This window comes from Pseudomonas sp. SIMBA_068 (assembly GCF_046534705.1).
Taxonomy (GTDB): Bacteria; Pseudomonadota; Gammaproteobacteria; order Pseudomonadales; family Pseudomonadaceae; genus Aquipseudomonas; species Aquipseudomonas putida.
In genome coordinates, this window is record NZ_JAWRYI010000016.1 from 66,687 (window position 1) to 91,219 (window position 24,533).

At 62.9% G+C, this 24,533-nt stretch carries 19 protein-coding genes; 11 read left to right on the forward strand and 8 right to left on the reverse strand.

Features of this window, described 5'->3' with window-relative positions; translation table 11 throughout:
• Window positions 1-13: 13 nt before the first annotated feature.
• Window positions 14-1,246, reverse strand: a complete 1,233-nt coding sequence (gene lysA, locus SB756_RS26755) for a diaminopimelate decarboxylase (RefSeq protein WP_019436884.1) — start codon at window positions 1,244-1,246, stop codon at window positions 14-16.
• A gap of 123 nt (window positions 1,247-1,369) precedes the next feature.
• Between lysA and SB756_RS26760 the strand changes: the two genes are divergently transcribed.
• Window positions 1,370-2,275 (forward strand): LysR family transcriptional regulator, encoded by a 906-nt coding sequence (locus tag SB756_RS26760; protein ID WP_010953080.1) that lies wholly within the window; start codon window positions 1,370-1,372, stop codon window positions 2,273-2,275.
• 39 nt (window positions 2,276-2,314) lie between these two features.
• Here the strand turns inward: SB756_RS26760 and SB756_RS26765 are convergent, their stop codons facing one another.
• Window positions 2,315-2,668: a hypothetical protein gene (locus SB756_RS26765; protein WP_014591821.1), complete on the reverse strand. Its 354-nt coding sequence runs from the start codon at window positions 2,666-2,668 to the stop codon at window positions 2,315-2,317.
• 273 nt (window positions 2,669-2,941) lie between these two features.
• Between SB756_RS26765 and SB756_RS26770 the strand changes: the two genes are divergently transcribed.
• On the forward strand, window positions 2,942-7,807 hold the full coding sequence (locus SB756_RS26770) for an NAD-glutamate dehydrogenase (protein ID WP_410912584.1): 4,866 nt from the start codon (window positions 2,942-2,944) through the stop codon (window positions 7,805-7,807).
• A gap of 220 nt (window positions 7,808-8,027) precedes the next feature.
• On the opposite strand, the gene SB756_RS26775 is transcribed toward SB756_RS26770, so the two are convergent.
• A complete protein-coding gene (locus SB756_RS26775; RefSeq protein ID WP_012271263.1) occupies window positions 8,028-8,846 on the reverse strand; it encodes a pyruvate, water dikinase regulatory protein in 819 nt (272 codons plus the stop codon).
• A gap of 179 nt (window positions 8,847-9,025) precedes the next feature.
• Between SB756_RS26775 and ppsA the strand changes: the two genes are divergently transcribed.
• From ppsA to SB756_RS26815, 8 genes are all read left to right on the forward strand, one after another.
• Window positions 9,026-11,401: a phosphoenolpyruvate synthase gene (ppsA, locus tag SB756_RS26780; protein ID WP_341798018.1), complete on the forward strand. Its 2,376-nt coding sequence runs from the start codon at window positions 9,026-9,028 to the stop codon at window positions 11,399-11,401.
• A gap of 102 nt (window positions 11,402-11,503) precedes the next feature.
• Window positions 11,504-12,496, forward strand: a complete 993-nt coding sequence (locus tag SB756_RS26785) for an alpha/beta fold hydrolase (RefSeq protein ID WP_410912586.1) — start codon at window positions 11,504-11,506, stop codon at window positions 12,494-12,496.
• Window positions 12,497-12,715: 219 nt separating this feature from the next.
• Complete coding sequence (gene rraA, locus SB756_RS26790; protein WP_021785500.1) at window positions 12,716-13,207, forward strand: ribonuclease E activity regulator RraA; 492 nt, start codon at window positions 12,716-12,718, stop codon at window positions 13,205-13,207.
• 27 nt (window positions 13,208-13,234) lie between these two features.
• Window positions 13,235-14,230 (forward strand): zinc transporter ZntB, encoded by a 996-nt coding sequence (locus tag SB756_RS26795; protein ID WP_016500793.1) that lies wholly within the window; start codon window positions 13,235-13,237, stop codon window positions 14,228-14,230.
• A gap of 87 nt (window positions 14,231-14,317) precedes the next feature.
• On the forward strand, window positions 14,318-14,590 hold the full coding sequence (locus tag SB756_RS26800) for a hypothetical protein (protein ID WP_014591816.1): 273 nt from the start codon (window positions 14,318-14,320) through the stop codon (window positions 14,588-14,590).
• A 2-nt stretch (window positions 14,591-14,592) separates the two neighbouring features.
• Window positions 14,593-15,417: a mechanosensitive ion channel family protein gene (locus SB756_RS26805; protein ID WP_016500792.1), complete on the forward strand. Its 825-nt coding sequence runs from the start codon at window positions 14,593-14,595 to the stop codon at window positions 15,415-15,417.
• A gap of 113 nt (window positions 15,418-15,530) precedes the next feature.
• Window positions 15,531-16,097, forward strand: a complete 567-nt coding sequence (sigX, locus tag SB756_RS26810) for an RNA polymerase sigma factor SigX (RefSeq protein ID WP_016500791.1) — start codon at window positions 15,531-15,533, stop codon at window positions 16,095-16,097.
• Window positions 16,098-16,208: 111 nt separating this feature from the next.
• On the forward strand, window positions 16,209-17,243 hold the full coding sequence (locus tag SB756_RS26815; protein WP_016500790.1) for an OmpA family protein: 1,035 nt from the start codon (window positions 16,209-16,211) through the stop codon (window positions 17,241-17,243).
• A gap of 190 nt (window positions 17,244-17,433) precedes the next feature.
• Here SB756_RS26815 and cobA read toward each other — a convergent pair whose 3' ends face one another.
• From cobA to SB756_RS26840, 5 genes are all read right to left on the reverse strand, one after another.
• Complete coding sequence (cobA, locus tag SB756_RS26820; RefSeq protein ID WP_341798020.1) at window positions 17,434-18,174, reverse strand: uroporphyrinogen-III C-methyltransferase; 741 nt, start codon at window positions 18,172-18,174, stop codon at window positions 17,434-17,436.
• A gap of 28 nt (window positions 18,175-18,202) precedes the next feature.
• Window positions 18,203-19,873 carry a protein kinase domain-containing protein gene (locus tag SB756_RS26825; protein WP_410912588.1) on the reverse strand — a complete coding sequence of 557 codons (1,671 nt, stop codon included), beginning with the start codon at window positions 19,871-19,873 and terminating at the stop codon, window positions 18,203-18,205.
• Between the two features lie 9 nt (window positions 19,874-19,882).
• Entirely contained in the window at window positions 19,883-21,094 is a 1,212-nt protein-coding gene (locus tag SB756_RS26830; RefSeq protein ID WP_410912590.1) for a nitrate/nitrite transporter, read from the reverse strand.
• Between the two features lie 443 nt (window positions 21,095-21,537).
• Complete coding sequence (locus tag SB756_RS26835; protein ID WP_016500786.1) at window positions 21,538-22,113, reverse strand: ANTAR domain-containing response regulator; 576 nt, start codon at window positions 22,111-22,113, stop codon at window positions 21,538-21,540.
• Window positions 22,114-22,123: 10 nt separating this feature from the next.
• A complete protein-coding gene (locus SB756_RS26840; protein WP_341798023.1) occupies window positions 22,124-23,338 on the reverse strand; it encodes a CmpA/NrtA family ABC transporter substrate-binding protein in 1,215 nt (404 codons plus the stop codon).
• 145 nt (window positions 23,339-23,483) lie between these two features.
• Between SB756_RS26840 and SB756_RS26845 the strand changes: the two genes are divergently transcribed.
• A complete protein-coding gene (locus SB756_RS26845; RefSeq protein WP_016500784.1) occupies window positions 23,484-24,509 on the forward strand; it encodes a quinone-dependent dihydroorotate dehydrogenase in 1,026 nt (341 codons plus the stop codon).
• The last annotated feature ends 24 nt before the right edge of the window (window positions 24,510-24,533 follow it).

The window sequence follows — 24,533 nt, forward strand, 5'->3', positions numbered from 1 at the left end:
TGGGAGACGGTGTTTAGATATCCGCCTCCAGGCTCAGCAGGTCCTGCACCGTCTGGCGCCGGCGGATCATCCGCAGGGCACCGTTCTCGATCAGGAACTCCGGCAGCAGCGGCCGGCTGTTGTAGTTCGACGACATCGACGCGCCATAAGCCCCGGCATCGTGGATTACCAGCAGGTCGCCCACCTGTGCCTGGGGCAGGTCCTGCGGGGTCAGTGCCTGGTCATCCTGAGTGAACACGTCACCCGATTCACACAACGGCCCGGCCACCACGGTCGGCTGGCGCGGGCGATCTACTGCCTGGCCATCGGCATCGAGCAGGGTCATGCCGTGGTAGGCGCCGTACATCGCCGGGCGCATCAGGTCGTTGAAGCCGGCGTCGATCATGACGAAGGTATTGCGCCCCACCTGTTTCACGGCACGGACTTCGGCCACCAGGTAGCCCGACTCCGCCACCAGGAAGCGCCCGGGTTCGATCTCCATGCGCACCGGGTGGCCGAGCATCGCTTCGATCTCCTTGCGCGCCACCGCCCAGGTCTGCGCATAACGCTGCAGGTCGACCGGTTTGTCGGTGCTGCGGTAAGGGGTGGAAAGCCCGCCGCCGATGGAGAACGCCTCGATGTCCACGCCCAGACGGCCGATCAGCTCGATCATCGAGCGGGCCACCTGTTCCAGGTGCTGGTAGTCCACCCCGGAGCCAATGTGCATGTGCACGCCCACCAGGTGCAGGCCATGGGCCTTGATGCACGCCAGCGCCTCGTCCAGCTCTTCGTGCCAGATGCCATGCTTGCTGTTTTCGCCGCCGGTATTGGTCTTGCGGCTGTGGCCATGGCCGAAGCCTGGGTTGATGCGGATCCACACGCGGTGGCCGGGCGAGCGTTCACCCAGTTGGCGCAGCATGTCAATGGAGCCGGCATTGACTTCGATCTTTGACGCCACCACGCGTTCCAGGGTGGGGCGGTCCAGCGCGTCGCAGGTCAAAACCACGCCGGCAGGGTCACCGTCAACACTCGCGCCGGCGGCGAAGGCCCGTTCCATCTCTCCCAGCGACACTGCGTCCAGCACCAGGCCATGGGCGCGCATCAGGCGCAGCACATGCAAGTTCGGGTTGGCTTTCTGGGCGAAACGTACGGTGTCGAACACGTTCAACTGCTTGACACGATCGGCGATGGTGCGGGTGTCGTATGCCCATAGTGGCGAGCCGTGCTGGCGAACCGCCTCGGCCAGGAGGGTGAAGGGTGCGGTCATGGTGGCGTTACTCGTATAAGGAAGGCCACGAGGATGAGCCAAAGGGTGGATTCAGAAAAATAGCTATTCTTCTGTCTGCCATTCATATCTGATATACCCATTGTCGAATCTCAGGGTATTGCCGTGAAATTGTCCGTCCGCCACATCGAAGTGTTCCGCGCCATCATGGCCGCTGGCAGTGTCACGGGTGCGGCGCGCCTGCTGTTCACCTCGCAGCCCACCGTCAGCCGCGAACTGGCGCGGCTGGAGCAGGTAACTGGCCTGAACCTGTTCGAGCGCGAGGGCGGGCGCCTGGTGGCGACGGCCCAGGCGCTGCTGTTGATCGAAGAGGTCGAACGCGCCTACGTCGGGCTGGAGCGGATCGATCGCTTTGCCCAGGCCATCCGCAACTTTGAGCAGGGCCGGCTGGCCATCACCTGCCTGCCGCTGTTCTCGCAAACCTTGTTGCCCAAGGCTTGCCAGCGCTTTCACCAGCAGCACAGTGGCGTGAGCGTGAGCATTCTTGCGCAGGAGTCGCCGTTGCTGGAGGAGTCACTGGTTGCCCAGCAGCATGACCTTGGCCTGACTGAAGTCGAACAGATACCGCGCGGCGCGTATGGTGAATTGCTGTTCAGTGCCAACATGGTGTGCGTGTTGCCCGAGCATCACCCGCTGCAGGTGAAGGCTGAACTGGAGCTGAGTGATTTCCATGAGGTCGACTTCATCAACCTGGCCAGCCTGGATACCTACCGCCAGCGTCTGGATCAGCACTTTCGTGCGGCCGGGGTTAACCGCCGCACGGTCATCGAAACCACCAGTGCCGCTTCGGTGTGCGCCATGGTCAGGCAAGGCCTGGGGGTGGCGATCATCAACCCACTGAGCGGGCTGGAGGCGGCGCAAGGCGGGCTACCGATCCGCAGGTTACGGGTATCGGTGCCCTATCAGGTGATGCTCATACGCCCGGACCATCGGCCGGCATCGGCAGCGGTGGAGCCGTTTTGCGAGGCGTTGCGGGTGCAGGCCAAAGAGATGCAGCAGGCGCTGGCCTGATCATTGTGGGAGCGCGCTCCCACTAGGCAGGGGCAGGGTTCAAAGCTCGCAGACCAAGGTTCCAGTACCGGCCAGGATATTCTCCAGGGTTTCCTTCACTTCATCCATGTCACTCAGCTCGCTGGTCAGGTTGATTTCCAGTACTTCATCCCCCTTCAGCGCGTCCCGGTCGCCGGCCGCCACTTCGATCAGCAGGCGCTTGGCGCTCAGGGTCACTTTAAGGCCATCCAGCGTCGACGGCTCGTCATCCAGCGTCAGGTCGACGGTGTCCTCGTCCGGGTAACGGGTAAGCAGGAACATCTGACCCTTGTCGCTGTGGCAGCACAGGGTCGCCATGTTGTCTTCCTCGTCATCGCAAGGGGTGGCGAACAGCAGGGCGGTGTTGATTTGCATGAGCAGGCTCGGGTCAAAGGAAACGGAAGGGAATTCTGACAGTCTTGCGTACAGGCATAAACGTAAAGTTACCGCCCCTTGACCGAAATTGTCGCAGCGCTGCAAGCGTAGATGACCGATCAGTCGTTAAGCTTCGGCGAGCCCTGGGCGTGCCCGCGCACGTTCAACGCCTGGTTTTACCGTCCGCCTTGCCACGGGTTGGCTATCGTTGATCCGTACACGGCGCACGCAGCGACGCTTCAACTATTACAAAGCCCAAGCGGAGTACCACAGATGGCGTTCTTCACCGCAGCCAGCAAAGCCGACTTCCAGCATCAACTGCAAGCGGCCCTGGCGCAGCACATCAGCGAACAGTCCCTGCCACAAGTGGCGCTGTTCGCCGAGCAGTTCTTCGGCATCATCTCTCTGGACGAACTCACCCAGCGCAGGCTTTCCGACCTGGCCGGCTGCACCCTGTCAGCCTGGCGCATCATCGAACGTTTCGACCCCGAATACCCGCAAGTACGCGTATACAACCCCGATTACGAACGCAATGGCTGGCAGTCGACCCATACCGTGGTCGAGGTGCTGCACCACGACCTGCCGTTTTTGGTCGACTCTGTGCGCACCGAGCTCAACCGCCGCGGCTACAGCATCCACACCCTGCAGACCACCGTGCTCAGCGTGCGCCGCGGCGCCAAGGGCGAGCTGCTGGAACTGCTGCCCAAGGGCACCCAGGGCGAAGGCGTGCGCCATGAGTCGCTGATGTACCTGGAGATCGACCGCTGCGCCAATGCCGCCGAGCTGACCGTGCTGACCCGCGAGATTGAGCAGGTGCTGGCCGAAGTACGTGTAGCCGTGGCCGACTTCGAACCGATGAAGGCCAAGCTGCGTGAAGTGGTGGCGCAGGTTGAACAGACCGCCTTTGGCCCAGCCCAGAACGAGAAGGGCGAGGTCAAAGCGTTCCTCGAGTGGTTGCTGGACAACCATTTCACCTTCCTGGGCTATGAAGAATTCACCGTCAAGGGCGACGCCGACGGCGGCCAGATGGTCTACGACGAGCAGTCGTTCCTCGGCCTGCCGCGCCGCCTGCGTGTGGGCCTGACGGCCGAAGAGCTGCGCATCGAAGACTACGCCGTGGCTTACCTCAACGAACCGCTGCTGCTGTCGTTTGCCAAGGCCGCGCTGCCCAGCCGCGTGCACCGCCCGGCCTACCCGGACTACGTGTCGATCCGCCAGCTGGACGCCGACGGCAGAGTCATCAAGGAACACCGCTTCATGGGCCTGTACACCTCGTCGGTGTATGGCGAAAGCGTGCATGCCATTCCGTATATCCGCGTGAAGGTGGCTGAAGTCGAGCGCCGCTCGGGCTTCGACGCCAAGGCCCACCTGGGCAAGGAACTGGCCCAGGTACTGGAAGTGCTGCCGCGCGACGACCTGTTCCAGACGCCAATCGACGAGCTGTTCACCACCGTCATGGCGATCGTGCAGATCCAGGAGCGCAACAAGATTCGCGTGTTCCTGCGCAAGGACCCGTACGGTCGCTTCTGCTACTGCCTGGCCTATGTGCCGCGGGAAATCTACTCCACCGAAGTACGGCAGAAGATTCAGCAAGTGCTGATGGAGCGCCTGAAGGCCAGCGACTGCGAGTTCTGGACCTTCTTCTCCGAGTCGGTGCTGGCACGCGTGCAGCTGATTTTGCGGGTAGACCCGAAAAACCGCATCGACATCGACCCGCAGCAGCTGGAGCGTGAAGTCATCCAGGCCTGCCGCTCGTGGCATGACGACTATTCGACGCTGGTGGTCGAGAACTTCGGTGAAGCCCAGGGCACCAACATCCTGGCCGATTTCCCCAAGGGCTTCCCGGCCGGCTACCGTGAGCGCTTCGCCGCGCACTCGGCAGTGGTCGACCTGCAGCACGTGCTGAACCTGTCGGAAAGCAAGCCGCTGGCGATGAGCTTCTACCAGCCGCTGACCCAGGTTGGCGAGCGCATCCTGCACTGCAAGCTGTACCACGCCGATACGCCACTGGCGTTGTCTGATGTGCTGCCCATCCTGGAAAACCTCGGCCTGCGCGTGCTTGGCGAGTTCCCGTACCGCCTGCGCCATGCCAATGGCCGCGAGTACTGGATCCACGACTTCGCCTTCACCTACAGCGAAGGCCTGAGCCTGGATATCCAGCAGCTCAACGACACCCTGCAGGACGCCTTCATCCACATCGTGCGCGGCGATGCCGAGAACGACGCCTTTAACCGCCTGGTGCTCACTGCCGGCCTGCCATGGCGCGACGTGGCGCTGCTGCGCGCCTACGCCCGTTACCTGAAGCAGATCCGCCTGGGCTTCGACCTGGGCTACATCGCCAGCACCCTGAACAACCACACCGACATCGCCCGCGAGCTGACCCGGTTGTTCAAGACCCGCTTCTACCTGGCCCGCAAGCTCACCCAGGAAGACCTGGACGACAAGCAGCTGCGCCTGGAACAAGCGATTTTGACTGCGCTGGACGACGTGCAGGTCCTCAACGAAGACCGCATCCTGCGCCGCTACCTGGACCTGATCAAGGCTACCCTGCGCACCAACTTCTACCAACCGGATGCCAACGGCCAGAACAAGTCGTACTTCAGCTTCAAGTTCAACCCCAAGCTGATCCCCGAACTGCCCAAGCCGGTGCCCAAGTTCGAAATCTTCGTCTATTCACCGCGCGTCGAGGGCGTGCACCTGCGCTTTGGCAACGTCGCCCGTGGCGGCCTGCGCTGGTCCGACCGGGAGGAAGACTTCCGTACCGAAGTGCTGGGCCTGGTAAAAGCCCAGCAGGTGAAAAACTCGGTCATCGTGCCGGTTGGCGCCAAGGGTGGCTTCCTGCCGCGCCGGCTGCCGCTGGGTGGCGGCCGCGACGAGATCGCTGCCGAGGGCGTGGCGTGCTATCGCATCTTCATTTCCGGCCTGCTCGACATCACCGACAACCTCAAGGACGGCGGCGTGGTGCCACCGGCCAACGTGGTGCGCCATGACGATGACGACCCGTACCTGGTGGTGGCGGCCGACAAAGGCACGGCAACCTTCTCCGACATCGCCAACGGCATCGCCATCGACTACGGCTTCTGGCTGGGCGACGCCTTTGCCTCGGGCGGTTCGGCCGGTTACGACCACAAGAAGATGGGCATTACCGCACGCGGCGCCTGGGTGGGCGTGCAGCGCCACTTCCGCGAGCGCGGCATCAACGTGCAGGAAGACCCGATCACCGTGATCGGTGTGGGCGACATGGCCGGCGACGTATTCGGCAACGGCTTGCTGATGTCCGACAAGCTGCAACTGGTGGCAGCCTTCAACCACCTGCACATCTTCATTGACCCGAACCCGGAGCCTGCGTCCAGCTTTGCCGAGCGCAAGCGCCTGTTCGACCTGCCGCGCTCGGCCTGGAGCGACTACGACACCAGCATCATGTCCGAAGGCGGCGGGATCTTCCCGCGCAGTGCCAAAAGCATCGCCATCAGCCCGCAGATGAAAGAGCGTTTCGCCATCGAAGCCGACCGCCTGACCCCGACCGAGCTGCTCAACGCGCTGCTCAAGGCACCGGTCGACCTGCTGTGGAACGGCGGCATTGGTACCTACGTGAAGGCCAGCACCGAAAGCCACGCCGACGTCGGCGACAAGGCCAACGATGCGCTGCGGGTCAACGGCAACGAACTGCGCTGCAAAGTGGTGGGTGAGGGTGGCAACCTGGGCATGACCCAGCTTGGCCGGGTCGAGTTCGGCCTGAACGGCGGCGCCACCAACACCGACTTCATCGACAACGCCGGCGGCGTGGACTGCTCCGACCACGAGGTCAACATCAAGATCCTGCTCAACGAAGTGGTGCAGGGTGGCGACATGACCGAGAAGCAGCGCAACCAGCTGCTCGGCAGCATGACCGACGAAGTGGCCGGCCTGGTGCTGGGCAACAACTACAAGCAGACCCAGGCGCTGTCGCTGGCCGCCCGCCGTGCCCGTGAGCGGATTGCCGAGTACAAGCGCCTGATGGCCGACCTGGAAGCCCGTGGCAAGCTGGACCGCGCCATCGAGTTCCTGCCGTCCGAGGAGCAACTGGCCGAACGCCTGGCTGCTGGCCATGGGCTGACCCGCGCCGAGCTGTCGGTGCTGATTTCGTACAGCAAGATCGACCTCAAGGAACAGCTGCTGAAGTCGCTGGTGCCGGACGACGACTACCTGACCCGCGACATGGAAACCGCCTTCCCGCCGTCGCTGGTGAGCAAGTTTGCCGACTCCATGCGCCGCCACCGGCTGAAGCGCGAAATTGTCAGCACCCAGATTGCCAACGACCTGGTCAACAACATGGGCATCACCTTCGTCCAGCGCCTGAAGGAGTCGACTGGCATGAGCCCGGCCAACGTGGCCGGGGCCTATGTGATCGTGCGCGACATCTTCCATCTGCCGCACTGGTTCCGCCAGATCGAGGCACTGGACTACCAGGTGCCGGCAGAAATCCAGCTCACCCTGATGGACGAACTGATGCGCCTGGGCCGCCGTGCCACGCGCTGGTTCCTGCGCAGCCGCCGCAACGAGCAGGACGCCGGGCGTGATACCGCGCACTTCGGGCCGAAGATCGCGCAACTCGGGCTCAAGCTCGATGAGCTGCTCGAAGGCCCGACCCGCGAACGCTGGATGGTGCGCTACCAGGGCTTTGTCGAGGCCGGTGTGCCAGAACTGCTGGCGCGCATGGTGGCGGGTACCAGCCACCTGTACACCCTGCTGCCGATCATCGAAGCGGCCGACGTCACCGGTCACGACCCGGCCCAGGTGGCCAAGGCGTTCTTCGCCGTGGGCAGCTCGCTGGACCTGACCTGGTACCTGCAGGAAATCAGCAACTTGCCGGTGGAGAACAACTGGCAGGCGCTGGCCCGCGAAGCCTTCCGCGACGACATCGACCTGCAGCAGCGGGCGATCACCATTTCGGTGCTGCAGATGGCCGATGCGCCGGATGACATGGACGCTCGCGTGGCACTGTGGGCCGAGCAGCATCGGGTGATGGTGGAGCGCTGGCGTGCCATGCTGGACGACCTGCGCAATGCCACCGGCACCGACTATGCGATGTACGCGGTGGCCAACCGTGAGCTGGTCGACCTGGCCATGAGCGGGCAGGCGACGGTGGTGCCGTCCTGAGCCTTATGGTGAGGTAAACCAAAGCCCCGGCAGTGATGCCGGGACTTTTTATTTGGTCATTGCACGGTACCTGTAGGAGCGGCCTTGTGCCGCGAAAGGGGTGCGAAGCGCCCCCACAATTTATGCCTCAGGCTGATATCGCCGGGGCCGCTATGCGGCCCTTTCGCGGCACAAGGCCGCTCCTACAGGTACCGTGTCAGTCGGCTGGTCTACAGACTGCTTACTTGAACCTGCGCTCGACCCCTTTTTCCACCAGGATCTTCGCCGAAATCTCTTCCACCGAAAAATGCGTGGAATTGATGTTGGGTATGTTCTCCCGGCGGAACAGGCTCTCTACCTCACGCACTTCAAACTCGCACTGGGCAAAGCTGGAATAGCGGCTGTTGGGCTTGCGTTCATGGCGGATGGCGGTGAGGCGGTCTGGGTCGATGGTCAGGCCGAACAGCTTGTTGTGGTGTTTTTTCAGCACCGCCGGCAGTTGCAGGCGCTCCATGTCGTCTTCGGTCAACGGGTAGTTGGCGGCGCGGATGCCGAACTGCATGGCCATGTACAGGCAGGTGGGGGTCTTGCCGCAGCGTGACACACCCACCAGAATCAGGTCGGCCTTGTCGTAGTAGTGGGTGCGCGCACCGTCGTCGTTGTCCAGGGCGAAATTCACCGCCTCGATGCGTTCCATGTAGTTGGAATTGCCGCCGATCGAGTGCGATTTGCCCACGGAATACGACGAATGGGCGGTCAATTCCTGCTCTAGCGGGGATAAAAACGAAGAAAAGATGTCGATCATGAAGCCGTTCGACGTCGCCAGGATCTCCCGGATGTCCTGGTTGACGATCGTGTCGAAGATGATCGGGCGTACCCCGTCACGCTCGGCGGCGGCGTTAATTTGCTGGACCATGGTCCGCGCTTTGTCTGGCGAATCGATGTACGGACGGGTGAATTTGTTGAACGGAATGCTCTCGAATTGCGCGAGCAAACTCTGGCCCAGGGTTTCGGCAGTGATACCGGTGCCGTCGGAGATGAAGAACGCGGTTCGTTTCATTTGCGATCTGGGCCTTAAGCTGATGACGTTTCTTGGATATGATAAGTTCGGTTTGCCGAATGCGGCTGTCGGCATTCTCACTTATTTTCCAGGTACAGGCCACAAACGCCCGGCCAAGTCACCGAAGACAGGCGGGCGCCTTTTTGAGCTTTTCCAACACAGTTAGTGGAGAGATCACCTTGGTAGAGTACGTAGTTTCCCTCGATAAGCTCGGCGTCCATGATGTAGAGCATGTGGGGGGCAAGAACGCATCCCTGGGCGAGATGATCAGCAACCTTGCCGGTGCTGGTGTATCGGTGCCGGGCGGCTTTGCCACTACGGCGCAGGCGTACCGCGATTTTCTCGAACAGAGTGGTCTGAACGACAAGATTCACGCCGCGCTCGACGCGCTGGATGTGGATGACATCAATGCCCTGACCAAAACCGGCGCACAAATCCGCCAGTGGGTCATGGAAGCCGAGTTCCCTGCGCGTCTGGATTCGGAAATCCGAACCGCCTTCGCCGAAATGGCCGCTGGCAACGACAACATGGCCGTTGCCGTGCGTTCCTCGGCCACCGCCGAAGACTTGCCGGACGCCTCGTTCGCCGGCCAGCAGGAAACCTTCCTCAACATCCGTGGCGTCGACAACGTGATCCGCGCGGCCAAGGAAGTGTTCGCCTCGCTGTTCAACGACCGCGCCATCGCCTACCGCGTGCACCAGGGCTTCGACCACAAGCTGGTGGCCTTGTCGGCCGGCGTGCAGCGCATGGTCCGCTCCGAAACCGGCACTGCAGGCGTGATGTTCACCCTCGACACCGAGTCGGGCTTCCGCGACGTGGTGTTCATCACCGGCGCCTACGGCCTGGGCGAAACCGTGGTGCAGGGTGCGGTCAACCCTGACGAATTCTACGTGCACAAGCAAACCTTGCAGGCCGGCCGCCCGGCCATCCTGCGTCGCAACCTGGGCAGCAAGGCCATCAAGATGGTCTATGGCGAAGAAGCCAAGGCCGGCCGTTCGGTCAAGACTGTCGAAGTCGACCGTGCCGAGCGTGCGCGCTTCTGCCTGAGCGACAACGAAGTCAATGAACTGGCCAAGCAGGCCATGATCATCGAGCAGCACTACCAGCGTCCGATGGACATCGAGTGGGCCAAAGACGGTGACGACGGCAAGCTGTACATCGTGCAGGCACGCCCGGAAACGGTGAAGAGCCGTTCCAGCGCCAACGTCATGGAACGCTACCTGCTGAAAGAAAAAGGCACCGTACTGGTCGAAGGCCGCGCCATCGGCCAGCGCATCGGCGCCGGCAAGGTGCGCGTGATCAACGACGTATCGGAAATGGACAAGGTCCAGCCGGGCGACGTACTGGTCTCCGACATGACCGACCCGGACTGGGAACCGGTGATGAAGCGCGCCAGTGCCATCGTTACCAACCGCGGCGGCCGTACCTGCCACGCGGCGATCATCGCCCGTGAGCTGGGTATCCCGGCCGTGGTCGGTTGCGGCAACGCCACCCAGCTGCTGAAAGACGGCCAGGGTGTGACCGTGTCCTGCGCCGAAGGCGACACCGGTTTCATCTTCGAAGGCGAGCTGGGCTTCGACATCAAGCAGAACTCGGTTGATGCCATGCCGGAGCTGCCATTCAAGATCATGATGAACGTCGGCAACCCCGACCGTGCGTTCGACTTTGCCCAGCTGCCCAACGCCGGTGTCGGCCTGGCGCGCCTGGAATTCATCATCAACCGCATGATCGGTGTGCACCCCAAGGCGCTGCTCAACTACGCAGGCCTGCCGCCGGAGCTCAAAGACAGCGTCGACAAGCGTATTGCCGGCTACAGCGACCCGGTCGGCTTCTATGTCGAGAAGCTGGTAGAAGGCATCAGCACCCTGGCTGCGGCCTTCTACCCGAAAAAGGTCATCGTGCGCCTGTCGGACTTCAAGTCCAACGAGTACGCCAACCTGATCGGCGGCAAACTGTACGAGCCGGAAGAAGAAAACCCCATGCTGGGCTTCCGCGGTGCTTCGCGTTACATCAGCGAGTCGTTCCGTGACTGCTTCGAGCTCGAGTGCCGTGCACTGAAACGTGTACGCAACGAAATGGGCCTGACCAACGTCGAGATCATGGTACCGTTCGTGCGTACCCTGGGCGAAGCCAGCCAGGTCGTCGACCTGCTCGCCGAAAACGGCTTGTCCCGTGGCGACAACGGCCTGCGCGTGATCATGATGTGCGAACTGCCGTCCAACGCCATTCTGGCTGAGGAGTTCCTTGAGTACTTCGATGGCTTCTCGATCGGCTCCAACGACCTGACCCAGCTGACCCTGGGCCTGGACCGTGACTCGGGCATCATCGCCCACCTGTTCGACGAGCGTAACCCTGCGGTGAAGAAGCTGCTGGCCAACGCCATTGCCGCGTGCAACAAGGCCGGCAAGTACATCGGCATCTGCGGTCAGGGCCCATCGGACCACCCGGACCTGGCCAAGTGGCTGATGGAGCAGGGCATCGAAAGCGTGTCGCTGAACCCGGACTCGGTACTCGAGACCTGGTTCTTCCTGGCCGAGGGCCAGGGCGCAGCCTGACGAGGTAAAACGCGGGGGGACGTCTGGCGTACCCCCGCCTGGTTTTTTCCAGGGCGTGTTCCAGTAATGGTTCCCGCCCTTTTTTGTGCACCAAGCAACCTTATGCAAAGCAGCAGCATTCTATTCCCCGTGGCCCTGCTCAGTGCCGAGCGCCGCGGCGACCTCAGCGAAGACGTGTACCGGATCAAGGCCGGCAATGGCCCTGACCCTAGCGTCGAGCTTGCCCTTACCCGTCTGGGGCTGGCCGATCAGGGCCAGCCTCTGGGTGTGCCGGTCATTCTTCTGCACGGCAGCTTTTCCAATCGGCGTTTCTGGTACTCGCCCAAAGGGATTGGCCTGGGTGCGTATCTCGCCCGTGCCGGTTTCGATGTGTGGATCCCGGAAATGCGCGGCCACGGCCTGTCGCCACGTAACCACACCTGGCAGCACAACAACGTAGCCGCCTATGCCCGTGATGACCTGCCGCTGATTGCAGCGTTCGTGCGCGAGCAGTCGGGCCAGGCGCCACACTGGATTGGCCATTCCCTGGGCGGCACTACCCTGGCGGCAGCCTTGGGTGGTGGCTTTCTTGCTGCCGGGGAGGTGGCCAGCGTCGCGCTGTTCGGCACCCAGATCAGTCGCGTCTACTGGCCGCTGAAAGTGCCACCGCTGGCCTGGGGCGCGAAGCTGCTGCTCAAGCGCTGGGGGCAGATTTCCGGGCCACGTTTCAAGCGTGGACCAGAGGACGAGCCCATCGGCCTGGCGCTGGAGAGCATGCGCTGGCACGGCCTGTTCGGGCGCTTTGGCGACAAGCAGAGCGACTGGTGGGCGGGGCTGGCAGAGGTGGATGTGCCGCTGCTGGCGGTGGCCGGCGCGGGGGACTTCCAGGACCCGGTGTGGGCCTGCCGCAAGCTGTTCGAGCAGCTGGGGGGGGAGCGCAAGCAGTTCCTGCGGCTGGGGCGTGAAGAAGGCTTCGATGCCTTCGGCCATGTCGACATGCTGGTGAGCAAGGCTGCGCAGGTGCAGGTGTGGCCGCTGGTGGAGCGCTGGTTGCGCAACCCGCTGTTGCCGGTACATGCGTCCACTGTGGCTGTAGAGCCTTTGCCAGCCAGCTGACCTTGTTTTGGCTGTACCGGCCTCTTCGCGGGCACGCCCGCTCCCACAGGGATCTCGAAGCACTCAAGCCTTGCGATATCCCTGTGGGAGCGGGCGTGCCCGCGAAAGGGCCGGTACAGGATGAATACAAATGACTGCCCGGTCCCGGATGACTACGGCAGCCTCCAAGGTGTAGCCTTGGCCGATACCCGCTTTCGTTGTGACTGACAGGAGCCTCCCATGCAGCATTACGTAACGCCCGACCTGTGTGACGCCTACCCGGACCTGGTACAAGTGCTGGAACCGATGTTCAGCAATTTCGGCGGCCGCGACTCGTTCGGTGGCCAGATCGTCACCATCAAGTGCTTCGAGGACAACTCGCTGGTCAAGGAGCAGGTAGAGCTCGACGGCAAGGGCAAGGTGCTGGTGGTCGATGGCGGTGGCTCGCTGCGCCGGGCGCTGCTCGGCGACATGCTCGCCGAAAAGGCCGCCAAAAACGGTTGGGAAGGCCTGGTGATCTACGGCTGCGTGCGTGACGTGGATGTATTGATCCAGACCGACGTCGGCGTACAGGCCCTGGCCAGCCACCCGATGAAAACCGACAAGCGCGGCATCGGCGACCTCAACGTGGCGGTGACCTTCGCCGGTGTGACCTTCCGCCCGGGCGAGTACGTGTATGCCGACAACAATGGCGTGCTGGTCTCGCCAAGCCCGCTGAAAATGCCGGAGTGATGCGCCGCACGCGCTGATGGAGCTTTGATGTTCGAGGAAGACAACGCGCAGTGGGGGCTGGTGCATGCCCTGGTGCTCGATGGTAAAGGCGGCGCGCGCTCGATTGCCCGTACTGAACTGGACGACCTGCAGCTGCAACCGGAGCAGAGCCTGTGGCTGCACTGGGACCGCAGCCATCCCCAAACCCGCACCTGGCTACTGCATGACAGCGGCCTGAGCGAGTTCGCCTGCGAGCTGCTGCTGGAAGAAAACACCCGGCCGCGCCTGCTGCCCATGGCTGACGAACAGCTGTTGCTGTTTTTGCGTGGGGTCAACCTCAACCCGGGCGCAGAGCCCGAAGACATGGTATCGGTGCGCATCTTCGCCCAGGCGCAGCGGGTCATCTCGCTGCGCTTGCGGCCATTGCGCGCCAGTGACGAGATGCTTCAGTTGCTGGAGCAGGGCAGGGGGCCGAAGTCGGCTTCCGAGCTGTTGCTGCTGATGGGCGAACTGCTGACTGAAAAGGTCCAGGGCCTGGTCAGCGACCTGTCCGAACTGGTCGACCTGGAAGAAGAAAAGGTCGAATCCGACGAACGGTACACCCCGGAGAACGGCAGCCTGCAACAGATCCGCCGGCGTGCTGCGGGCCTGAGGCGGTTTCTGGCCCCGCAGCGGGAGATCTACGCCCAGCTGTCGCGCAGCAAATGGAGCTGGTTTGCCGATGCTGATGCCGATTACTGGAACGAGCTGAACAACAGCCTGATCCGCTACCTCGAAGAGCTGGAACTGACCCGCGAGCGTGCCGCACTGGTGCTGGAAAGCGAGGACCGCCGGCGAAGCGAGCGGATGAACCGCACCATGTACCGCTTTGGCATCATCACCTGCATCTTCTTGCCCATGAGTTTCGTTACCGGGCTGCTGGGCATCAATGTCGGCGGTATCCCGGGGGCAGAAAACCCCTATGGTTTCCTGTTCGCCTGCATCGTCGTGCTGGGGCTGGCGGTGGGGCAGTGGTGGATGTTCCGGCGGTTGCGATGGGTCTAGGTGTTCATCTTGAAATATTCGTCCCAATCGGATGTGTGACCCATTGCCCGGCCATCTCGTCTCTTGCTGACACTGCGCGAGGTGCCCATGCACGATCCGTTTGAAGAATCCCTGCGTGACCTGCTCAAGGCGTCACCCTCCGGCAATGACCGCGATGACCGGGATGACGCTGCCTGCCTGGGTCGCGTGCTGAAAACCGCCAACCGCCAGGTTGGCGCGGGCGATCTGTTCAGCCTGCTTGGCCGCTGGAGCCAGGCGCTGCTGATTGCCGTCAATAATGGCTCGGCGCATGTCGCGCCGGTGCGTCGACACTCTTCCCGCAACGCTGCCACCGGCAGCAAAGCAGATAAGGCCGATTGAATATGGAACTCGATCTCTGGACCCAGAGCCTGGTCGCCGCGATGACTGCACTTTGGACCAAGGTAGCGAACTTCATCCCCAACCTGTTCGGCGCGCTGGTCGTGGTGCTGCTCGGTTTCGTGGTGGCCAAGTTGCTCGACACGCTGTTGTCCAAACTGCTGGCCAAGCTTGGCCTGGACCGCCTGATGGCCGGCACCGGCCTCACCAAGATGCTCGGCCGGGTCGGCATCCAGGTGCCGATCTCGACCTTGATCGGCAAGATTGTCTACTGGTTCGTGCTGCTCATCTTCCTCGTCTCGGCCGCTGAGTCGCTAGGCCTGGAGCGGGTTTCCGCGACCCTCGACATGCTCGCCCTGTACCTGCCAAAAGTGTTCGGCGCCGCCTTGGTGTTGCTGGCCGGCGTGCTGCTGGCGCAGGTGGCCAACGGGCTGGTGCGCGGCGCCGCCGAAGGCATCGGCCTGGAATATTCGGCAGGCCTTGGGCGTATTACCCAGGGCCTGGTGATCATCATCAGCATCTCGGTTGCCATCAGCCAGCTGGAGGTGAAAACCGACCTGCTGAACCACGTGATCGTCATCGGGCTGATTACCGTTGGTCTGGCGGTAGCCCTGGCCATGGGCCTTGGCAGCCGCGAAATTGCCGGGCAGATTCTGGCCGGCATTTACGTGCGTGAGCTCTACCAGGTCGGCCAGCAGGTGCGAATTGGAGAGGTCGAAGGGCATATCGAGGAAATCGGCACGGTCAAGACAACGCTGCTGACCGATGATGGCGAACTGGTGTCGCTGGCCAATCGCGAGCTGCTTGAGCAGCGCGTCAATAGCCGCTAACCGCACAAAAGCTGTTAATGTATGCCGCCGCGAAATTCGACCCACGGGGTCGCGCGGCGACATTGACCTGACTGTCGGCCAGATCCGTTTTGAATAAAGTTCATTCGCCGCCCATGCGTTATGACCCCCGCGAGCTCACCGATGAAGAGTTGGTGGCGCGTTCGCATGAGGAGCTGTACCACGTTACCCGCGCCTATGAGGAGCTCATGCGGCGCTACCAGCGGACCCTGTTCAACGTCTGTGCGCGTTATCTGGGGAACGACCGTGACGCGGACGATGTCTGTCAGGAAGTGATGCTCAAGGTGCTGTACGGGCTCAAGAACTTCGAGGGTAAATCCAAGTTCAAGACGTGGCTGTACAGCATCACCTACAACGAGTGCATCACCCAGTACCGCAAGGAGCGCCGTAAACGCCGGCTGATGGATGCCTTGAGTCTGGACCCTATCGAAGAGGCGTCCGAAGACAAGGCCCCGAAGCCGGAAGAAAAAGGCGGGCTGGACAAGTGGCTGGTGCATGTGAACCCGATTGACCGGGAAATTCTGGTGCTGCGTTTTGTCGCAGAGCTGGAATTTCAGGAAATTGCCGACATCATGCACATGGGCCTGAGCGCAACGAAAATGCGCTACAAGCGTGCGCTAGACAAGCTTCGTGAGAAATTTGCCGGCCTTGATGAAACTTAGTGGCGTGCAAATATCTCTAACGAATCGGCGAGTTCTGCTAGACTTGCCGTCGAGTTGTCCCCCTTGTTTGTGGTGGGACTGCTTAACTATCACCAGATGGGGATTTAACGGATGAAATTGAAAAACACCTTGGGCTTGGCCATTGGTTCGCTCGTAGCTGCCACCTCGATTGGCGCTATGGCACAAGGCACAGGCGCTGTGGAAGTCGAAGGCTTCTACAAGAAAGAATTCTTCGACAGCCAGCGTGACTTCAAGAACGACGGCAACCTGTTCGGCGGCTCGATCGGTTACTTCCTGACCGACGACGTTGAACTGCGCCTGGGTTACGACGAAGTTCACAACGCTCGTGGCGAAGACGGCAAGAACATCAAGGGCTCGAACACCGCCCTGGACGCCGTTTACCACTTCAACAACCCGTATGACGCCATCCGTCCGTACGTTTCCGCTGGTTTCTCGCACCAGTCGCTGGGCCAGACCGGCCGTGGCGGTCGTGACCACTCCACCTTCGCCAACGTTGGCGCTGGCGCCAAGTGGTACATCACCGACATGTTCTACGCCCGTGCCGGCGTAGAAGCTCAGTACAACATCGACCAGGGCGACACCGAGTGGGCCCCAAGCGTTGGTGTTGGTCTGAACTTCGGCGGTAGCCCGAAGCAAGCCGAAGCCGCTCCAGCTCCAGTTGCTGAAGTTTGCTCGGACTCCGACAACGACGGCGTTTGCGACAACGTCGACAAGTGCCCAGACACCCCGGCCAACGTTACCGTTGACGCCGACGGCTGCCCGGCTGTTGCCGAAGTCGTTCGTGTTGAGCTGGACGTGAAGTTCGACTTCGACAAGTCGGTCGTCAAGCCTAACAGCTACGGCGACATCAAGAACCTGGCTGACTTCATGAAGCAGTACCCACAAACCACCACCGTGGTTGAAGGTCACACTGACTCCGTGGGTCCAGACGCTTACAACCAGAAGCTGTCCGAGCGTCGTGCCAACGCTGTCAAGCAAGTCCTGACCCAGCAGTACGGCGTAGAATCTACCCGTGTTGACTCGGTAGGCTACGGCGAAACCCGTCCGGTTGCTGACAACGCCACCGAAGAAGGCCGTGCTGTCAACCGTCGCGTTGAAGCTCAGGTAGAAGCTCAGTCCAAGTAATTGGCCTGATGTTTCATGAAAAACCCGGCCTCGGCCGGGTTTTTCTTTCCCTGGGTTTTAACCGGCCTCACAGCCTGCACAGCACCTGTAGGAGCAGCCTTGTGCTGCGAAAAGGCCGGTAAGGGCAAAGGTATTCTGTTGCTGTAATGGCCTCTTCGCAGCACAAGGCTGCTCCTACAGTGACGGGTATTCAGCCCGCGATGGAAACCAGCTCCAGCTTCTGCTGTTCCCCGACCACTTCCCCAATCACCAGAATCGCCGGGCTACGCAAGCCAAACCTTCGCGCATCTTCAGCCATGCCCAGCACATCGCTCCTGCACTCACGCTGCTGCGGCATCGAGGCATTTTCGATCATCGCCACCGGCATGCCCGGTGCCATGCCCCCCGCCAGCAAGCCCTGGCGTACCTGCTCCAGCCGCGCCACCCCCATGTAAACCACCAGCGTCGTCCCGCCCTGTGCCAGAGCCGTCCAGTTCAGCTCGCTGTCGTCCTGGGTGTGCGCCGTCACCAGTGTCACCCCGCGGCTGACACCGCGTGAAGTCAGCGAAATGCCGCATTGCGTGGCGCCTGCCAGGCCCGCCGTGATGCCGTTGACCAGCTCCACCTCGATGCCATGCCCCTGCAGCCATAGCGCCTCCTCACCTCCGCGACCAAAAATACACGGGTCGCCACCCTTGAGCCGTACCACGCAACGCCCTTGTCGAGCATGGCGCAACATCAGGCGCTGGATGAACGCCTGTGGTGTGGAGCGGCAGCCGCCGCGCTTGCCCACTGCGATCACCCGGGCCTGGGGGGAATGTTCCAGTACTGCCGGGTTGACCAGGTCGTCGATCATCACCACGGCGGCTTGCTGCAGGGCACGTACCGCCTTGAGGGTGAGCAGTTCAGGGTCGCCAGGGCCGGCACCCACCAGCCAGACTTTTGCATTCATCGGGGTACTCCTCATCGGCAGGGTGCGCTCAGCCTTTTAGCAGGCTGAGCAGCAAAATCAGGTTGAACAGCAGGGACAGCAGGGCCAGCGTGCGCCACACTTTCAGTGGCTCGCGCTCCAGCAATGGCCTTGGCCGGCTGGGCAGCTCCTGGCAGTCGCCGCGTTCAAGCAGCAGCAACCAGTGTTCGGCCGTTTCGAAGCGTTGCGCCGGGTCGGCGGCCACCGCCTGTTGCAGGTTGTGCTGCAGCCATTCCGGCAGGTCGGGGCGGTAGCGAGCGGCGTTGACTGGCTGGCCGAAACGCGGGCGCTGGAAGGCTTCCACCTCGCCATACGGGTAGTGCGCGGTCAGCAGGTGGTACAGCGTCACGCCCACGGCATACAGGTCTTGGCGTGGGCTGGGCGGTTGGCCGTCGAACGCTTCCGGGGCGAGGTAGGAGGGTGTGCCGGGCACGTCGTGCAGCGGGTCTTCGGACAGGCCTGGGCAGTAGGCCAGGCCGAAGTCCAGCAGGCGCAGCTGGCCATCGCTGCCCAGGTGCAGGTTGTCTGGCTTGATATCGCGGTGCAGCAGGTTGCGCCGGTGCAGCACGCCGACCGCCTGCAGCAGTTGCCGGGCCATTTCCAGCCACTGTGGCAAGGGCAGCGGGCCATGTTCGGCCAGCAGCGTTGCAAGGGTCTGGCCGGGATATTCGCGCATCACGTAGTACAGGTGTTGCCGCTGGCTGGCTGCATGCAGCTCGGGGAAATGTCGGCCAGCGACCCGGCGCAGGAACCATTCTTCCAGCAACAGCCCTTGCGCCGCCTTCGGCTCCTGCTCGCGTGCGCCAGGCAGGGTCTTGAGCAGCCAGGTTTGACCTTGGCCGTCGCGCACCCGGTACAGCAGCGACTGGCGGCTGTGCGACAGCAGCTGTTCGGTAAGCCAGCCATCGATCACCTGGCCTTCGCGCAGGGGGCCGGGTAACGGCCATTGCTGCAGCTGTGCCAGGGTGTCACCGAGGTTGGTCGTGCCCAGTTGCTCGACCTTCACTAGCAAGGCGCTGGCGTTGTCCTGGCTGCCATTGAGGTGCGCGCTGGCAACCAGCGTGTCGACGGCCAGTTGCAGGTCGGGCTGTTCACGCAGTACCGCCTGGATGTGCTGGTCGCCCAGGCTGGCCCAGACTCCGTCGCTGAGTAGCAAAAAGCACTCACCCGGCTGCAGCTCGCCCTCGAGGTAATCCACCAGCAGATGTTGGTCCAGGCCCAGCGCGCGTTTCAGCACATGCTGCATGCCCGGCTGGTCCCACACATGGTCTTCGCTCAGGCACTGCAGGTGCCCGGCGTGCCAGCGGTACACACGACAGTCGCCGACATGGGCCAGGGTGAATCGTCGGCCCCGCAGTACCAGTGCGCTGAGGGTGGTCAACAATGGCTGGCCGCTGCCTTGAGCGCGCAGCCAGCGGTTCTGTGCCAGCAGCAGGCGATCGAGTGCCTGGGCCACGCTCCAGGTGGCGGGGGTGGCGTAGTAGTCCAAGGCCAGCGCCTGCAAGCTGGCGCGTGCTGCCAGGCCACCATCGGCGCATTGGCTGACGCCGTCGGCAAGGGCGAACAGGTAGCCCTTGCTGGCGGCCAGCTCTGGTGCCGGTGTCACCAGGCGCAGGGCGTCCTGGTTTTCCGCGCGCGGCCCGGTGGCGCTGGCCTGGGCAAAGCTCAGTTGCAGGCTCATCGGCGTGCCTCAGACCCGCGCTGCAGTGACTGCAGCCGAGCCCCAGGTGGTGCGCCAGCGCTGTTTCACGCCATGCAGGCCGAACCACGCCAGCAGGCCCAGGCTGGCGAACAGCCACAGCCCCAGCTGGTAATCGCCGGTGTGCTGCTTGATGGTGCCGAGCCCTGCCGCCAGCAGGAAGCCGCCGATACCGCCGGCCATGCCGATCAGCCCGGTCATTACGCCGATTTCCTGGCGGAAGCGTTGCGGTACCAGCTGGAATACCGCGCCGTTACCAGCGCCCAAGCCAAGCATGGCGCTGATGAACAGCGCCAGTGCGGCAGCCGCAGAAGGCAGGTTGAACCCGACTGCGGCAATGCAGATGGCTGCAACGCTGTACATACCCAGCAGGGTGCGGATGCCGCCGAAGCGGTCGGCCAGGGCGCCGCCGAGTGGGCGCATCAGGCTGCCGGCGAACACGCAGGCAGCGGTGTAGTAGCCGGCAGTGACCGGGCTCAGCCCGTACTGGTCGCTGAAATAGCCGGGCAGGGCGCTGGCCAGGCCAATGAAGCCGCCGAAGGTGACACTGTAGAAGAACATGAACCACCAGCTGTCACGGTCGCCGAGGGCCTTGAGGTAGTCCGCCATTGCTTTGGGCTTGGGGCGCTCTGGGGCGTTGCGTGCCAGCAGGGCGAACACCACCAGCACCAGCGTCAACGGAATCAGCGCAAAGCCGAACACATTGTTCCAGCCAAAGCCGGCGGCCAGCGCCGGCGCCAGCAGGGCGGCGAACACCGTGCCGGAATTGCCGGCGCCAGCAATGCCCATGGCCTTGCCCTGGTGTTGTGGCGGGTACCACTGCGACGCCAGCGGCAGCGACACGGCGAACGAAGCGCCGGCAAAGCCGAGGAACAAGCCCAGCAGCAGCACCTGTTCATAGCTGTGTACGCCGAAGTGCCAGGCCGCCGCCAGCGCGACGATGACCACCACCTGGCCGATCAGCCCTGCGGTCTTGGGTGACAGGCGGTCGACCAGCACGCCCATGGCAAAGCGCAGGATCGCCCCGGCGAGGATCGGCATGGCTACCATCAGGCCCCGTTGTTGTGCACTGAGTTGCAAGTCACCGGCAATCTGCACCGCCATCGGGCCCAGGAGGTACCAGACCATGAAGCTCAGGTCGAAATACAGGAACGCAGCGAACAGCGTGGGCACATGCCCGGATTTCCAGAAGCTGGTACTCATCGAACACCTCACTCGGCAATGCAACAGAACGAAAAAGACGCCGCTACCACTCCAGGAAGCTGGAGGGGAGAGCGACGTCTTTGTCGGGATTTAAGTGGGGCAACCGCCGTTGGCTACCGGTGCTGTTTGCTCAGCAAGAGATGGGCCAACTTATGGGAGCGGGCGGCATGACATTTTCTGCGCCTGTGAGATCGAGCGCCGCCCGCGCGGCGCTTCGCAGCACAAGGCTGCTCCTACATTTGTTTCGGGCCAATAATTCCTGAGGCAGAGGCGCGCGGCCCCTTGGCGCCTGTCTCAATATCGAGTCGGACAGACAAGGCGGTCGCGCGCAAATGCCACAGGCTTGACTGGCCCGAAACAAATGTAGGAGCAGCCTTGTGCTGCGAAGCGCCGCGCGGGCGGCGCTCGATCTGACAGGCGCCAGAAATCTCATGCCTGGCACCTCAGCCGAGCATCTCGTGCATGGCAATGATCTGCTCTGCCACCTGAATCAGCTTCTGCTGCCGGCTCATGGCCTGTCGGCGCATCAGGGTGTAGGCCTGTTCTTCGTTGCAGTCTTTCATTTTCATCAGTAAACCTTTGGCCTGTTCGATGCGTTTGCGTTCGGCCAGTTGCTGGTCGCGTGCCACCAACTGCGCCTTCAGTGCCTGGTCGCTTTCGAAGCGGGCCATGGCCACATCCAGAATCGGCTGCAACCGGGCGGCATGGATGCCTTCGACGATATAGGCACTGACGCCCGCCTGGATCGCCTGGCGCATCACCCCGGGGTCGTGCTCGTCAGTGAACAGCACGATGGGGCGCGGCTGGTCACGGCTGACCAGCACCACCTGTTCCATCACATCACGGTCAGGTGAGTCGGTGTCGATCAGCACCACATCCGGGCGCACCGTTTCGACGCAGGCGGGCAGGTCGATGGTCAAGCCTGGGGCTTCGGTGACCTCGAAGCCCGCCTCGATCAACGCCGCCTTGAGGCGGCCGAGTTTGTGCTGGGTGTCGTCAATCAGCAGGATGCGCAACATGTTGGTCCCCTCACGCGCCGACACGGGCATCGGGCAATTCGCCCAGTGCATGCAAGCTGAAACTGCGGGCGTAGCCGTAGGGGTCGCTGCCGTCCCAGCAGCTGCCGTCAATCAGCATGCTGCTGCGCATCGGCAGCGAAGGGCAGGCCACGCCAAGGCTTTGCGCGGCCTCGCTGTACAGGGCCAGCTGCTGTACCTGGCGGGCCACATCGAGGTAGTCGGGGTCTTCGCGCAGCAGGCCCCAGCGGCGGAACTGGGTCATGAACCACATGCCGTCGGACAGGTACGGCAGGTTGGCCCGGCCGTGGTCGAACAGGCGCAGGGCATGCGGGTCTTGCCAGTGGTTGCCCAGGCCGTCCTGGTAGTTGCCGAGCAGGCGTGGCTCGATACTCTCCAGCGGCGTATCCAGATAGGCACTGCCGCTAAGCAGTTGCGCGGTGCTGCGGCGGTTTTCCGGGCTTTGCTCGATGAACCGGCTGGCGGCGAGGATTGCCTTGATCAAGGCGCGGGCGCTGTTGGGGTATTGCTCGGCAAAGGCGCGGGCACAGGCCAGGACTTTTTCCGGGTGGTCCGGCCAGATCGACTGGCTGGTGGCGAGGGTGAAGCCTTGGGCCTTGGCAACCGCATCGGCGGCCCAAGGCTCGCCCACGCAAAAGCCGTCGATGCGCCCGGCCTGAATATGTGCGGCCATTTGTGCCGGCGGCACCACCACGCTGTCGACGTCGCGCAGTGGGTGGATGCCCTGGCTGGCCAGCCAGTAATACAGCCACATGGCGTGGGTGCCGGTGGGGAAGGTCTGGGCGAAGGTAAGGCGCGCGCCATGCTGGTGCACCAATCGCGCCAGTGCTTCAGGGTTGGTCACGCCTTTGCGCTGGAGGGCCGGGGACAGGTTGATGGCCTGGGCGTTCTGGTTCAGCCCCATGAGCACCGCCATATCACTGGCCAGTACGCCACCAATGCCAAGATGCACGGCGTAGACCAGGCCATACAGGCAGTGCGCGGCGTCCAGTTCGCCGTTGACCAGCTTGTCGCGCAGCCCCGCCCAAGAGCCCTGGCGCTTGAGGTTGAGGGTAAGGCCGTGTTGCTGGGCGAAGCCCTGAGTGGCCGCGACCACCACCGAGGCGCAGTCGGTCAGGGCCATGTAGCCGATGTTCAGGCTGGGCTTCTCGGGCGCATCGCTGCCGTTGACCCAGGCCAGGGGCGTTGCTCGGGGTGCAGTGTTCACAAGGTTCCTCGCCTGTACTGATTAGGCTGTGGGCCAAACCGGTGCAACCGATGTGCCAGGGCTGCAGTGGCCCCATGATTTACTGTCCTGTCAGCGCCACGGTGGCTATAATCGCCCCCTCACTCACCCCGAGTCTTGCCCGCCCATGTATACCCTGGCCCGCCAGCTGCTGTTCAAGCTTTCTCCGGAAACTTCCCACGACCTGTCCCTGGACCTGATCGGTGCCGGTGGCCGCCTTGGCCTCAACGGCATGCTGTGCAAGCAGCCGGCGGCCTTGCCGGTTTCGGTCATGGGCTTGAACTTCGCCAACCCGGTGGGCCTGGCTGCCGGCCTGGACAAGAACGGCGCGGCCATCGACGGTTTTGCCCAGCTGGGCTTCGGCTTTGTCGAGATCGGCACCGTCACCCCGCGCCCGCAGCCGGGCAACCCCAAGCCACGGCTGTTCCGGCTGCCGGAGGCCACGGCCATCATCAACCGCATGGGCTTCAACAACCTGGGTGTCGATAACCTGCTCGACCGGGTACGAGCCTCGCGCTACAGCGGTGTGCTGGGCATCAACATCGGCAAGAACTTCGACACCCCGGTCGAGCGTGCCGTCGATGACTACCTGATCTGCCTGGACAAGGTGTACACCGCCGCCAGCTACATCACCGTCAACGTCAGTTCGCCGAACACCCCGGGCCTGCGCAGCCTGCAGTTTGGTGATTCGCTGAAGCAGCTGCTCGATGCACTGGCCGTGCGCCGTGAGCAACTGGCCGCTACCCATGGCAAGCGCGTGCCGCTGGCCATCAAGATTGCCCCGGACATGAGCGACGAAGAAACCGCATTGGTGGCAGCCGCGCTGATGGAATCGGGTATGGATGCGGTAATTGCCACCAACACCACGCTGGGTCGTGAAGGTGTCGAGGGGTTGCCGTACGGTGGCGAGGCGGGCGGCCTGTCGGGCGCGCCGGTTCTGGAAAAGAGCACCCACATCGTCAAGGTGCTGGCAGGCGAGCTGGGCGGCAAGCTGCCGATCATCGCTGCCGGTGGCATTACCGAAGGCCGCCACGCTGCCGAGAAAATCGCCGCCGGGGCGAGCCTGGTGCAGATCTACTCGGGCTTCATTTATAAAGGCCCGGCACTGATCCGCGAGGCGGTGGACGCTATCGCGGCAATGCCGCGGGTTTGATCGACAGGCAAAAAAAGGGCCCCT